General features: G+C 68.6%; 13 protein-coding genes. 8 read left to right on the top strand and 5 right to left on the bottom strand.

Annotated elements, in window-relative coordinates:
- The 4 genes from recF to dnaA form a co-directional block, all read right to left on the bottom strand.
- Positions 1-710 (bottom strand): DNA replication/repair protein RecF (gene recF, locus ACWDNU_RS13030; protein WP_449668952.1); only part of this gene is annotated, 710 nt, incomplete at its 3' end.
- A gap of 18 nt (positions 711-728) precedes the next feature.
- A complete protein-coding gene (gene gnd, locus ACWDNU_RS13025; protein WP_449668951.1) occupies positions 729-1,619 on the bottom strand; it encodes a phosphogluconate dehydrogenase (NAD(+)-dependent, decarboxylating) in 891 nt (296 codons plus the stop codon).
- A 48-nt stretch (positions 1,620-1,667) separates the two neighbouring features.
- A complete protein-coding gene (gene dnaN, locus ACWDNU_RS13020) occupies positions 1,668-2,801 on the bottom strand; it encodes a DNA polymerase III subunit beta (RefSeq protein ID WP_037809143.1) in 1,134 nt (377 codons plus the stop codon).
- A gap of 910 nt (positions 2,802-3,711) precedes the next feature.
- A complete protein-coding gene (dnaA, locus tag ACWDNU_RS13015; RefSeq protein ID WP_449668950.1) occupies positions 3,712-5,412 on the bottom strand; it encodes a chromosomal replication initiator protein DnaA in 1,701 nt (566 codons plus the stop codon).
- 601 nt (positions 5,413-6,013) lie between these two features.
- On the opposite strand from dnaA, the gene rpmH reads away from it, so the two are divergent.
- The 8 genes from rpmH to ACWDNU_RS12975 all read left to right on the top strand — a co-directional run bounded on the left by rpmH (position 6,014) and on the right by ACWDNU_RS12975 (position 12,025).
- Complete coding sequence (rpmH, locus tag ACWDNU_RS13010) at positions 6,014-6,157, top strand: 50S ribosomal protein L34 (RefSeq protein WP_116205226.1); 144 nt, start codon at positions 6,014-6,016, stop codon at positions 6,155-6,157.
- Between the two features lie 22 nt (positions 6,158-6,179).
- Positions 6,180-6,611 carry a ribonuclease P protein component gene (gene rnpA, locus ACWDNU_RS13005; protein ID WP_116205227.1) on the top strand — a complete coding sequence of 144 codons (432 nt, stop codon included), beginning with the start codon at positions 6,180-6,182 and terminating at the stop codon, positions 6,609-6,611.
- 6 nt (positions 6,612-6,617) lie between these two features.
- The gene (gene yidD, locus ACWDNU_RS13000) at positions 6,618-6,944 is read left to right on the top strand and encodes a membrane protein insertion efficiency factor YidD (protein WP_116205228.1); all 327 of its coding nucleotides are present in this window, start codon (positions 6,618-6,620) and stop codon (positions 6,942-6,944) included.
- 4 nt (positions 6,945-6,948) lie between these two features.
- Entirely contained in the window at positions 6,949-8,109 is a 1,161-nt protein-coding gene (gene yidC / locus ACWDNU_RS12995) for a membrane protein insertase YidC (protein ID WP_449668949.1), read from the top strand.
- 28 nt (positions 8,110-8,137) lie between these two features.
- Positions 8,138-8,677 (top strand): Jag family protein, encoded by a 540-nt coding sequence (locus ACWDNU_RS12990; protein WP_037809133.1) that lies wholly within the window; start codon positions 8,138-8,140, stop codon positions 8,675-8,677.
- A 644-nt stretch (positions 8,678-9,321) separates the two neighbouring features.
- Positions 9,322-10,002: a 16S rRNA (guanine(527)-N(7))-methyltransferase RsmG gene (gene rsmG, locus ACWDNU_RS12985; RefSeq protein ID WP_037809131.1), complete on the top strand. Its 681-nt coding sequence runs from the start codon at positions 9,322-9,324 to the stop codon at positions 10,000-10,002.
- 86 nt (positions 10,003-10,088) lie between these two features.
- Complete coding sequence (locus ACWDNU_RS12980; RefSeq protein WP_304504531.1) at positions 10,089-11,012, top strand: ParA family protein; 924 nt, start codon at positions 10,089-10,091, stop codon at positions 11,010-11,012.
- Complete coding sequence (locus ACWDNU_RS12975; RefSeq protein ID WP_449668948.1) at positions 11,009-12,025, top strand: ParB/RepB/Spo0J family partition protein; 1,017 nt, start codon at positions 11,009-11,011, stop codon at positions 12,023-12,025. Before ACWDNU_RS12980 ends, ACWDNU_RS12975 begins: the two co-directional genes overlap by 4 nt.
- A 132-nt stretch (positions 12,026-12,157) precedes the next feature.
- Here ACWDNU_RS12975 and ACWDNU_RS12970 read toward each other — a convergent pair whose 3' ends face one another.
- Entirely contained in the window at positions 12,158-13,108 is a 951-nt protein-coding gene (locus ACWDNU_RS12970) for a D-alanine--D-alanine ligase family protein (protein WP_037363542.1), read from the bottom strand.
- Positions 13,109-13,128 lie beyond the last annotated feature (20 nt).

Below are 13,128 nucleotides of genomic sequence, written 5' to 3'. Positions count from 1 at the left end.
TCGCCGAGCGAAGACTTGTACGCGATCTTCGCCGGGCGAGAGTCGGGCGCGACGCCCATATAAGCGTCAGCCGTGTACGGCGCGAGGTCCGCGATGAGGTTCAACCGTGCGGCCAGCAGCTGTGCGCCAGCCACCGAGAGATGGTCGTCCCACACGTCGAGCGTCGACAGTGCGTACGGGTCTTCGCGACCAGTACGGCGTTTGCCCGCAGTCTTAAGAAGCGCGTTGCGCTGCTTAAGCACCTTCTCGTAGTCCCCGCGCACGCCTGCGTACCGAGGAGCGCGAAGCACGAGCAGTTCGTCCATGAACCGACGGCGTTCGCTCGGATCGCCGCGCACGAGTGAGAGGTCCTCGGGAGAGAACAGCACCGTACGCAGAATGCCGAGCACGTCGCGCGGCTTGCCGACTGCTCCCCGATTCACGCGAGCGCGGTTGGCGCGGCCGGGCGTGATCTCGAGTTCGACCGTCAGCTCGCGGTCTTCGTTGACGACCGCGACCCGGACGAGCGCGCGTTCACAGCCATGACGGACGAGCGGGGCGTCCGTGGCGACCCGGTGCGAACCGAGGGTCGCCACGTAGCCGATCGCTTCGAGCAGGTTCGTCTTCCCCCGGCCGTTCTGGCCGACGAGCACGACCGGCCCCGGTTCGAGGGCGAGGTCGGCCAGCGGCCAGGACCGGAAGTCGGTGACCTGGAGATGTCGCAGATACACGGGCGGGGACCGCGGGAGCTAGCTCCCGGCCTTCTTCACCGCGTGGCCGCCGAACTGGTTGCGCAGCGCGGCGACGGCGCGCATCGCGGCGGAGTCCTTCTGCCGCGAGGAGAACCGGGCGAACAGCGCGGCCGACAGCACCGGGGCCGGAACCGCGTTGTTGACCGCTTCCTCCAGCGTCCAGCGGCCTTCGCCGGAGTCCTCGACGTAGCCTTCGAGGTCGTCCAGCTCCGGGTCCTCGTCCAGCGCGCGCACGAGCAGGTCGAGCAGCCAGGAGCGGACCACGGTGCCGCGCTGCCAGCCCTTGATCACGGCGGGCACGTCGTCGACGATCTTCGCGGCTTCGAGCAGCTCGAAGCCCTCGGCGTAGGCCTGCATGATGCCGTACTCGATGCCGTTGTGGATCATCTTCGCGTAGTGCCCGGCGCCCACCGAGCCAGCGTGCGAGAAGCCTTCCTCGCGCGGGCCTTCCGGACGCAGCGCGTCGAAGATCGGCATCGCGCGCTGGACGTCGGACGCCGCGCCGCCGACCATCAGGCCGTAGCCGTTGTCCTTGCCCCACACGCCGCCGGAGACGCCGCAGTCGAGGTAGCCGACGCCGTGCGACGCAAGCAGATCAGCGTTCAGCTTGTCGTCGGTGAACTTCGAGTTCCCGCCGTCGATCACCAGATCGCCCTCGGACAGCAGCTGCCCGAGCTCGGTGACGGTCTGCCGGGTCGGCTCCCCGGCCGGGACCATGATCCACACGATCCGGGGACCGGACAGCTTGGACACCAGGTCTTCGAGCGAGGTCGAGTCGCTGACGTCCTGGTTGCGGTCGTAGCCGACCACCTCGTGCCCGGCGGCGCGCAGCCGCTCGCGCATGTTGAAGCCCATCTTGCCCAGGCCGACGAGACCCAGCTGAACCATGAGATCCCCTTTGGATTGGATCGGTTTTCCTCGGTTGGACGCGCCCGCTCAGCCCGGCAGCCGGACCGGCATGAGCAGGTAGAGATATCCGGGGACGACGTTGCCCTCGGCGTCGGCGGGCTTGATCAGCGCCGGCCGGTTGGGCGTGGTGAAGGTCAGCTCGGCCCGGTCGCTGTGCAGCGCGCCGAGCCCGTCGACGAGGTAGCCCGGGTTGAACGCGATGGTGACCGGCTCGCCCTCGTAGTCGACCTGCAGTTCTTCTTCGGCGCTGCCCTCGTCGTCGCCGCCCGCGGACAGCCGCAGGGAGCCGTCGCCGAACTCGAGCCGCACCTGGGTGCCGCGCTCGGCGACCAGCGAAACACGCTTGATCGACTCGGTGAGCGCGCTGACCTCGATGACCGCGCGCGAGGTGTGGTTCGCGGGCAGCAGCTGGCGGTACGGCGGGAACTCGGCGTCGAGCAACCGGGTGGTCGTGTAGCGGCCCGCGCCGGAAAGACCGAGCAGGCCGTCGCCGGAAGCGAGCGCCAGCTGGACGGTGGTGCCCGCGCCGCCGAGCGTCTTGGCGGCCTCGGCGAGCGTGCGCGCCGGGACGAGCACCGCGGCGTCGGACAGGCCCTCGGCCGGCTTCCAGGTGAACTCGCGCATCGCGAGCCGGAACCGGTCGGTGGCGACGAGGGTGAGCGTCTCGCCGGAGATCTCCAGCCGCATGCCGGTGAGCATGGGGAGCGTGTCGTCCTTGCCGGCCGCGGTGGCGACCTGGGTGACCGCCTGGCCGAAGACGTCGCCGGTGAGCTCGCCCGCGTGGGCGGGCTGGGACGGCAGCTGCGGGTAGTCCTCGACCGGCATGGTCGGGAGGCTGAACCGGGCGCTGCCGCACGTGATGGTGGCGCGGGCGCCGTCGACGGAGATCTCCACCGGCTGCGCGGGCAGCGCCTTGGTGATGTCGGCCAGCAGGCGGCCGGAGACGAGCAGCCGTCCGCCGTCGGCGATGGTCGCGGGCACGCCGACCGTGGCCGAGACCTCGTAGTCGAAGCCGGAGACCGTGAGCGCGTCGGACTCTCCGTCCGCGCCCGCGTCGAGGAGAACACCGCCCAGCACCGGCACCGGAGGCCGGGAGGGGAGGCTTCTGGCCACCCACGCGACGGCGTCGGCGAGCCCGTCGCGCTCGACGCGGATCTTCATGCGCGCTTCCTTTCGACAGCCGAGCCCCTCGGCTCGTGAAGGGGTCGCCGGGCACCAGTCGTGAGCACCGCGCGCGACCGGGTCCCCGCTCGGTCCGGTCCGCCCCGCGCGGGAACGGACCAGCTGCAGACATCCACGTTAGGCCGTCGCCGGGGGTGCCGTCACCTCGGCCTCCCCTTGAGTTTGTCGACAAGACGACACGAATCTCGGCTTGTCCCCAGTTTCGTCCTCCGCCTGTTTTTGTTCTGTTCTTTCTTAGAAGAGATGAAAAACCAGTAGCAGTAATAGGGGCTGTGGATTGTGTGGACAGGGCTCGTTCGCGCTGGTCGTGGCGTGCGGCGGCCTGTGGGCAGCCCTGGTGGCGGATCGGTGGATGGTTCGGGCGATCCGTGGATGGTTTCGGGCGGTCCCCGATTCATCCACAGTCGGGCCCAGTTGTCCCCAGGGTTGTCCCCAGGTTGAGGCCGAGTTGTACCCAGGCTCTGGGGGTGGTCTGAGCGCCCGGGATCGCCCTGGTGAGTGACGAACCACAGCTGTGGATGACCTGTGGGCAACCTGGGGAATCAGCGTGGACAACCCTGGGGACAACCTGTGGATTCGGTGTGAGCGGGATGTGGATCAAATCCGGGTCGGCGCAGCTCCGGGATCTGTTGGCACTGTGGGCAAACTGCCCACACCCTGGGGAAAACCCCTTGTGTATCAATAAGTTTGAGAAATTCTCTGTACACAGGCTGTGGACGTCTGTGGATGCGTACGCGTGCTTCGCGCCTGCGCCGCTGCGTACGCACGCTTCAGCTGCGTACGGGCGAGAAGCCAGTGAGGGCAACAAAAAGGCCGCCACGGGGGTCCGTGGCGGCCTTTTTGTCGAAACCGGACTGTCTACAAGCGAGTGTCCAAACGCATCAGTCGGCTACTGACGCGCGCGCTGCTTGATCCGCGACGTCAGCTCTTGCACCTGGTCGTAAATCCGCCTGCGCTCGGCCATCTCCTTGCGGATCTTCTTGTCCGCGTGCATGACGGTCGTGTGGTCACGGCCGCCGAATGTCTGCCCGATCTTCGGCAGCGACATCTCGGTCAGCTCGCGGCAGAGGTACATCGCGATCTGGCGGGCCGTGGCGAGCGCCTTCGTCTTGCCGGGCCCGCACAGCTCGTCGAGCGTCACGTCGAAGAACTCGGCGGTGACGCCCATGATGGTCGGCGCGGTGATTTCCGGCGTGTGCGAATCCGGGATCAGATCGCGCAGCACGATTTCGGCGAGCCCGGCTTCCACCGGCTGCTGGTTCAGCGACGCGAACGCGGTGACGCGGATCAGCGCGCCCTCCAGTTCGCGGATGTTCGCCTCGACCCGCGACGCGATGAACTCCAGCACGTCGCCGGGCACCGCGAGCCGGTCCTGCGCTGCCTTCTTGCGGAGGATCGCGATCCGGGTTTCCAGCTCAGGCGGCTGGATGTCGGTGATCAGGCCCCATTCGAACCGCGTCCGCAGCCGGTCCTCCAGGGTTTCCAGCCGCTTGGGCGGCCGGTCGGAGCTGACCACGATCTGCTTGTTCTGGTTGTGCAGGGTGTTGAAGGTGTGGAAGAACTCCTCCTGGGTGCCTTCCTTGCCCTCCAGGAACTGGATGTCGTCCACCAGCAGGATGTCGACGTCGCGGTAACGCCGCTGGAAGGCGACCTTGCGGTCGTCTCGCAGCGAGTTGATGAAGTCGTTCGTGAACTCTTCGGTGGAGACGTACCGCACGCGCATGCCGGGGAACAGCCGCTGCGCGTAGTGCCCGACCGCGTGCAGCAGGTGCGTCTTGCCGAGCCCGGACTCGCCCCAGATGAACAACGGGTTGTACGCGCGGGCAGGAGCCTCGGCCACGGCGACCGCGGCGGCGTGCGCGAAGCGGTTGGACGCGCCGATGACGAAGGTGTCGAAGTTGTACTTCTCGTTCAGCTTCGTCTTCGACGTCTGCGGCTGCGCGGGCGCGGTGTAGGGCTGGCCCGCGATCGGCTGCCCGGCGAACCGGGGCCAGATCTCGTTGGCGGTCGCCAGCGCTTCGCCTTCTTCGTCGACTTCCTCGTCCGGGTCCTCGATGTCGTCCAGGCCGGGGTGGGCCGGATGCAACGGCTGCTGCTGAGGCGGGGGCGGCGGCGGGTCGACCCGCGCCGGCGGAAGACCGGCCGCTTCGACTTGCGGCCGGCGCGGCGGCGGTTTCGGCTTCGGACGCTCCGGGCGCACGTGGTCGGCCTGGCCGTTCTCCGTGTGCGGGCTCGCGGGCTGCTGTACCGGCATCGGCTCCGGATGCGGGACATCGTTTTCCACCCGGGCGGGTGACGCCGCATAACGGGGTACCGGCGCTACCGGTTCGGTGCTGTCGACCTTCACCGCGAGCGACACGGGACGGCCGAGCCGACGGGACAGCGCTTCGGTGATCGAGGTGCGCAGCGCGCGTTCGATGGCTTCCTTCGCGAAATCGCTCGGCGCGGCCAGCAGCGCGGTGCCGTCGAGGAGACCGATCGGGCGGGTCACCCGCATCCAGGCTCGTTGCTGCGGGGAGAGGGTGCCGTCGGACAGCTCCCGCACCACCTGCTCCCAGATGACGCCCAGATTGTGCTGGTGCTCCGACACCGGTCTGACTCCCCTCCCCTCGTCGGCGCGCACGCCTCGGACCCACCCCGAGCACGTCCTGGAAGCTCGCCTCGAAGCACGCGGTCCGGACTCACCCGCGCGACGGCACAGCGATATCCACAAAGTTGTCCACAGCTGTGCACTAATGTACGGCCGTCCGCAGCCACGCCACCTGCGGGCTCGGCGTACTCCCCGGGCGCCTCCACACCCCCCGGCGCCGGCGAAGCGGCATCAGTCCTGCCCGGAGGCCGAGAGAGGCACGCTAACAAGCCCTGCCCGTTGCCACAAGGCGTGGTGCTGGGCAAGCATTTCACGGTGTACGGCGTGTTGCCATTCGGTGCCGCGCCGTGCCGGGAGGCAGTCTCGCGGGCCGGTCGCCGAGGGTGGCGGAGGGGCGCCTGCGGCGTTCACGACCGGGGTGCGTACCCTCGTAAGGTCTCCCGTATGCGACGGGTGCGTTTCGCGTGCCTACGTATGTCGTCGCTCGTCGTGACGAGACCACCCGGTGGTAGGAGACAGCACGAACTTCCGTGCGACCCGCACGACACGCCGGGCGCCGGGGAATCCGCCGTCGCCCGACGGCCGAGACACAGGAGAAGCAGTGAGCAAGGGCAAGCGCACCTTCCAGCCGAACAACCGTCGTCGCGCGAAGACCCACGGTTTCCGCCTGCGCATGCGGACCCGCGCGGGTCGCGGCATCCTCGCGGCGCGCCGTCGCAAGGGCCGCGCCGAGCTGTCCGCCTGATCCGGCTCCGCGCAACCGCGTCGTGCTGCCCGCTGGCGCACGTCTGCGGCGGAGCGAGGACTTCCGGGTCGTCCTCCGCCGGGGGTCCCGAGCCGGCAGGCGCCGCCTCGTCGTTCATGCGTTGACCACGGACCCGTCCGTGGCCGCCTCGTTCGCGGCCAGGGCGGGTTTTGTGGTGAGCAAGGCCGTCGGCAACTCGGTGGTGCGCCACCGGGTGACCCGCCGGTTGCGCCACCTTGTTTCCGCGCGTCTCGGAACACTGCCCGCGGGCACTTCGTTGGTGGTACGGGCATTGCCTCCGGCGGCGTCCGCGTCGAGCGCGGAGCTGGGCTCCGACCTCGACGCCGCGCTGCGCCGGCTCGGCCTCGCGCCGTCCGGCCGCCCGGCCGGGGCCGATGCTCCCCGGCAGCCGCGTCAACAGGGCGCGGCACCCGACCACGGATCAGCGGTGTAAACGGCCATGGACGCCACCTCCGAGCACAGCACCACCGAAGCACCCGAGGAAGGAAAGCCGCCCCGGCCGGGACCGGTCGCGTGGGTGCTGCTCCTTCCCGTGCGGTTCTACCGCAAGGCGATCTCGCCCTTTCTTCCCCCGGCCTGCCGGTTCTACCCGAGCTGCAGCGCGTACGCAGTCGAAGCCCTGACCCGCCACGGCGCGGCCAAGGGCTCCTACCTCGCGCTGCGCCGGCTGCTTCGCTGCGGCCCGTGGACCCCGCCCGGCCGCGACCCGGTGCCCGAGAAGTTCTCGTGGCGACACCGCACGCCTGAAACACCGATCGAGGAGTAGCTCAGTGCTCGATTTCATCTACTACCCCGTGTCCTTCATCTTGTGGTGTTGGCACAAGGTCTTCGGGTTCGTCTTCGGGGAAGCGACCGCGATCTCGTGGATCCTCGGCATCATCTTCCTGACGTTCACCGTCCGCGGCATCATGTTCAAGCCGTTCGTGAACCAGGTCCGGTCGATGAAGAAGATGCAAGACTTCGCGCCGGAAATGAAGAAGATCCAGAAGAAGTACGCGAACGACCGGCAGCGCCAGGCGCAGGAGATGCAGAAGCTCCAGCGCGAGCACGGCGTCAACCCGCTCGGCAGCTGCCTTCCGATGATCCTTCAGATCCCGGTCTTCATCGGCCTGAACCACGTGCTGCGTGCGTTCACCATGCCGCCCGCGGGCGGCGGCGCGAAGACCGAGAACTACTTCTTCAACGCCCAGGACGTGTTGTCGTACACGAGCGCGAAGCTCTTCGGAGTCAACATGGGCGAGGCGGTCAACAACGGCGTCGGCGCCGTCGCGGGCCACGTCGCGAACGGCGGGTGGCACTGGGAGGTCCTCCCGGTCGCGCTGCCGCTGATGATCATCGCCTCGATCGCCACGCACCTCACCGCGCGCCACTCGGTCTCCCGGCAGAACGCGTCGGCCGCGGGCACCGCGCAGACCGCGATCATGAACAAGCTCACCATGTACGTCTTCCCGCTCGGCGTGCTCGTGTTCGGTGCGTTCTTCCCGCTCGGCCTTCTCTTCTACTGGCTGGCGAACAACGGCTGGACGCTCATGCAGCAGCGCCTCGTCTACACGAAGATCGACAAGGAAGAGGCGGCCCGCAAGGCGGAGGCGGCCGAGAAGCGCGCGTCGCTCGGCCCGAAGCCGGGCCAGAAGCCGACCGCGCCGAAGGTCGGGCAGAAGCCGGTGCAGCAGAAGAAGAACCAGCAGCAGGGTCAGCAGGGCAAGGTGACCAAGGCGGGTTCGGCGCACGGTTTCGCGCAGACCGCCACCGGCGGCAAGTCCGGCAACGCGAAGTCCGGCGGCGCCGCGTCGTCCGAGACGAAGGCAGCCGAACCGGCGGAGAGCGCGCCGGAGCAGACGTCGAACCAGAACGGATCGAAGGAGAACGGCACCGGAGTGCCCGGGCTCCTCAAGGACTCGAACAGGAAGTCGGGCCGGAAGCGTCGCTGACGCTTCGGGTTCGGAGAGGAGACTGAAGATGTCGGAGACGGTCGACACGATCGACGCCGATCAGGAAGAGACGAGCGCCGCGGCCGAGCCGAAGGCGGGCGGTGACGACGCTCTCGTGCAAGAGGGCGACATCGCCGGCGACTACCTCGAGCGTCTGCTGGACTTGCTCGACTACGACGGCGACATCGATCTGGACGTCGAAGCCGGCCGCGCGATCGTCAGCATCGACGGCGGCGACGACTTGGAGAAGCTGGTCGGCCCCCGCGGCACGGTGCTCGAAGCGCTGCAGGAGCTGACCCGCCTCGCGGTCCAGCAGGAGACCGGCTCGCGCAGCCGGCTGATGCTGGACATCGCCGGCTGGCGCGCGGACCGCCGCGAGGAGCTCCGCGAGCTCGGCCGGTCCACCGCCGAGTCGGTGCTGTCGAGCGGCGAGCGGGTGCGCCTGCAGCCGATGAGTCCGTTCGAACGCAAGGTCGTCCACGACGCGGTCGCGACGGTCAAGGGCGTCACGAGCGAGAGCGAGGGCGAGGACCCCAAGCGGCGCGTGGTGATCTTCCCCGAGGACTGAGCCTCTCGGACACAGAGCACTGAGCCGAAGCGGCCCACCGGAGTGATCCGGTGGGCCGCTTCTTTTGTGCCTGCTTCGTGCTCCGGTACTAGAGCACGAGTCACGCCGAGCTCCTTGACTACTGCGATCGGTCCTTCGAAACGCACAGGCGTGGCGCCCTCGCCGAGGAGAGTCCTCCCCGCCGTCGGAGGACGAGGGGTGCCGGTTCGACAGCCAACCTTCGCCAGTCGCATGGCTGCGTTGCCGTCGCCTCGATGTCTCCGGCGACGAAGGCGAAGTTCTCGTCCTCCTCCGGTTGGCCGCCGGGACGTCGTTTCGCCGGTGTCCCCCACTCCGGCTTGGGCGCTTCGACTCCGCTGATCGTCGGCACGGTGGAGCGTCCGCGACCACCGTGCCTCTGTCGAGAGGTGCGGTGGTCGGTGCGCGTTGACGCACGGAGCGAATTACAAGCGTGGCGTTTCACGTGAAACTCGCCGCCCCCTCACCCGGCTCACCGCGTTTCACGTGAAACGACCTGTGGATCGCTCGGCGACTCGAGTGGAGTTGTCCACAGTTGCGGTCTGTCGGCTCGATTTGGCGTCGGCATCAGGGACAATCAACCGAGCGCGTTTCACGTGAAACGCGCGGAGCGAGGAGTGGGAGTAGTGAGCTTGGACGGCGCCACCGGGACGGTCCGGACCGCGGCGGTGGAGGTGTTCGGGGAGCGCGTCGAGCAAGCCGCCGGGTACGTGGAGCTGCTGGCGACTCATGGGGTCGAGCGAGGGTTGATCGGTCCGCGTGAGGTGGACCGGCTGTGGGAGCGGCACGTGCTGAACTCCGCGGTGATCGGTGAGCAGATCCCGTCCGAGGCGCGTGTGGTCGACGTCGGGTCGGGTGCTGGGCTTCCGGGAGTACCGCTGGCGATCGCTCGACCGGACCTCGATATCGTGCTCTTGGAACCCATGGCTCGCCGGGTTGACTGGTTGGCCGAGGTCGCCGAGAAGCTGGAACTCCCGATCACCATCGTCCGTGGACGCGCCGAGGAGCGGTCCGTACGCGAGCAGCTGAGTGGCGCAGACGTCGTCACCGCTCGCGCGGTCGCTCCCCTCGCTCGGCTCGCGGGCTGGTGCCTTCCCCTGGTTCGTCCCGAAGGTCGACTGGTTGCCCTCAAAGGCGCCAGCGCCGCTGAAGAGATCTCCCGTGACCGCGACGCGGTGCGCAAGGCCGGTGGTGCCGAACCACAGGTCGCTGAATGCGGGAAGGCAGTACTCGAAGTCCCCAGCACGGTGGTCCTGATCCGTCGCCTGCCGCCGAAGCCGAACCGGCCACGCGGCAGACGGAGCTAGCGAACGACAAGAGCCGCGCCGTTCCACGTGAAACATCGCGGTGTGAACGCCCCCGAATCGTCTACCAGGAGGAGGTGTCGAGACCGGTGAATCCCCCGCCGTCCGACTCCGCGGAGGCCAGCCAGGAGATGGGCTGGACGCCGATCGCTGAAGAAGCCGTTCGCGCCGCGAGCGTGCTCCACCCCAAGGAAGGGGTGCTCCCCCGCCCCTCTCGCCGCCGGGTGCTGACCGTCGCCAACCAGAAGGGCGGGGTCGGCAAGACGACGAGCACCGTCAACCTGGCCGCGGCGCTCGCCGTGCACGGGCTGAAAACCTTGGTGATCGACCTCGACCCGCAGGGCAACGCCAGCACCGCGCTCGACATCGACCACCGCTCCGGGACGCCCTCGATCTACGAGGTGCTCATCGGCGAGGTCTCGATCGCCGAGGCCGCGCAGCAGAGCGAGCAGTCCCCCAACCTCTACTGCGTGCCCGCGACGATCGACCTCGCCGGTGCCGAGATCGAACTCGTCTCCATGGCGAACCGCGAGACGCGGCTCAAGGAGGCGCTGTCGTCCGGGGCGCTCGACGAGATCGGCGTCGACTACGTCTTCATCGACTGCCCGCCGTCGCTCGGTCTCCTCACCGTCAACGCGATGGTGGCGGCGCAGGAAGTGCTCATCCCGATCCAGTGCGAGTACTACGCGCTCGAAGGTCTCGGGCAGCTCCTCAGCAACATCGAACTCGTGCAGCAGCACCTCAACCGCGAACTCAGCGTGTCGACGATTCTGCTCACCATGTACGACGGTCGCACCAAGCTGGCCGACCAGGTGACCAACGAGGTCCGCAACCACTTCGGCGACACGGTGCTGAAGACCGTCATCCCGCGCAGCGTGAAGGTGTCCGAGGCACCCGGCTACGGCCAGACCGTCCTCGCCTACGACCCCGGTTCACGTGGTGCCATGAGCTATCTCGACGCGGCGAAGGAGATCGCCGAGCGGGGTGTGAACGAGAGGAGCAGCACCACATGACTGAGCGCAGAGGAGGGCTCGGCCGCGGGCTGGCGGCCCTGATCCCGACCGGACCGGCGACGCCTCCTCCGGCCGCGACCGAGGCCAGCACGCCCGCGGAGAAAGCGGTACGCGAGGACAAGGGCTGGTTCGCGGCGAACGGCGCCGCGGGTCAGCCGGTCGCGGGCGGCGAGGTCGCCGGCGCGGTGTACCGCGAGATCCCGGTCAGCTCGGTCAAGCCGAACCCGAAGCAGCCTCGCCAGGTTTTCGACGAGGAAGCACTCGCCGAACTCGAGCACTCGATCCGCGAGTTCGGGCTCATGCAGCCGATCGTCGTCCGCGAACTCGGCGACGACGAGTACGAACTCGTCATGGGCGAACGTCGGCTGCGCGCCTCGCAGCAGGCGGAGCTCGAGGCGATTCCCGCGATCGTGCGGCAGACCGCTGACGAGTCGATGCTGCGGGACGCGCTGCTGGAGAACATCCACCGCGTGCAGCTGAACCCGCTCGAAGAGGCGGCGGCTTACCAGCAGCTGCTGGACGAGTTCGCGGTGACGCACGAGGAGCTGGCGAGCCGCATCGGCCGCAGCCGTCCGGTCATCACGAACACCATCCGGCTGCTCAAACTCCCCCTCGCCGTGCAGCGGCGGGTGGCCGCGGGCGTCCTGTCCGCCGGGCACGCGCGGGCGCTGCTGTCGCTGGAGGATCCGGAAAGCCAGGAAGAACTGGCGGCGCGGATCGTCGCGGAGGGCATGTCGGTGCGCGCCACCGAGGAAGCCGTCACGCTGAAGAAGAGCGAGAAGCCGGCCAAGCCGAAGGCCGCTCCCCGCAAGCCGATTCAGGCACCCGGATTGCAGGAACTCGCGAATCGGCTGTCTGATCGGTTCGACACCCGGGTGAAGGTCGACCTCGGCCGGCGCAAGGGACGCATCGTTCTCGAGTTCGGGTCGGTCGACGACCTCGAGCGGATCGTCGGGATCATCGACGCGAATTCCGGGGAAAAATCGGCGAATCAGACCGACGAAACCGATTAGGGATCACCCAGGGTCGTTTCGTCACGGTGATGATTGCGGATCGAGGCGGCCATGGTCACCCGGAGTGGCCGCCGGAATCGACCGGCGCGGGGAGGGGCGGCAGACCGCCGCCCGCCCCCGTCCGCCTGGTTTTCAGTTCGCGCGGGCGACGGCGCGCGCGACGAGGTCCGCGAAAACCGAACCGAGGGTGGTGCCGGCGGCTTCGACGGCCATCGGCACCGTCGAGGTTTCGGTGAGACCCGGCGAGAGGTTCACTTCGAGGAAGTGGACTCCCCCGTCCGGCGTGATCACCGCGTCGGTGCGCGAGATGTCGCGCAGCCCGAGCCACCGGTGCGCGCCGACGGCGAGTTCACCGACCGCCTTCGCGGCTTCGTCGGAAATCCGCGCCGGGGTGAAGAAGTCGGTGAGACCGGCGGTGTAGCGCGCGGTGTAGTCGTAGACGCCGCTCTCCGGCACGATCTCCACCGCGGGCAGGGCCTCAGCCCCGTTCTCCCCTTCGATGACCGTGACGGCCACTTCAACGCCGTCTACGAACCGTTCCGCGAGCACGGTGTCGCCGTAGGCGAAGCAGCCGACCATCGCCGCGGGCAGCTCGGAAGCCTCCCGGACCACCTGCGTGCCGAGCGCGGACCCGCCCTGATCCGGCTTGAGGATCAGCGGCAGACCGAGCCGCTCGACCATCGCGTCGAGCACCGACTGGGCACCCAGTTCGCGGAAAGTGCTGTGCGGCAACACAATCCAGTCCGGCGTGGAGAACCCGGCCTGCTGCACGAACGCCTTCGCGGTCGGCTTGTCCCAAGCTCGGCGGCAGCCCTGCGAGTGGGTGCCGACGAACGGCACGTCGAGCATTTCCAGCACGGTCTGCACCGAGCCGTTCTCGCCCTCGCCGCCGTGCAAGGCGACGACAACCGCGTCCGGACGCTGCGTGCGCAGCCGTTCCAGCAGCCCGGCGTCGGTGTCCCACTCCTCCACCGTGAGGCCCTCGGCCCGCAGCGCGGCGGACAGCCTGCGCCCGGAGCGAAGCGAAACATCGCGTTCGTGGGAAAGCCCGCCGGCGAGCACGGCAACGGTACGGTCGACCACCGTGGGAACTCCTTAGTGTT

Source organism: Amycolatopsis sp. NPDC003676 (genome assembly GCF_053587275.1).
Note: the sequence above shows the minus strand (reverse complement) of the source record. Positions and strands in the feature narration are given on the sequence as shown.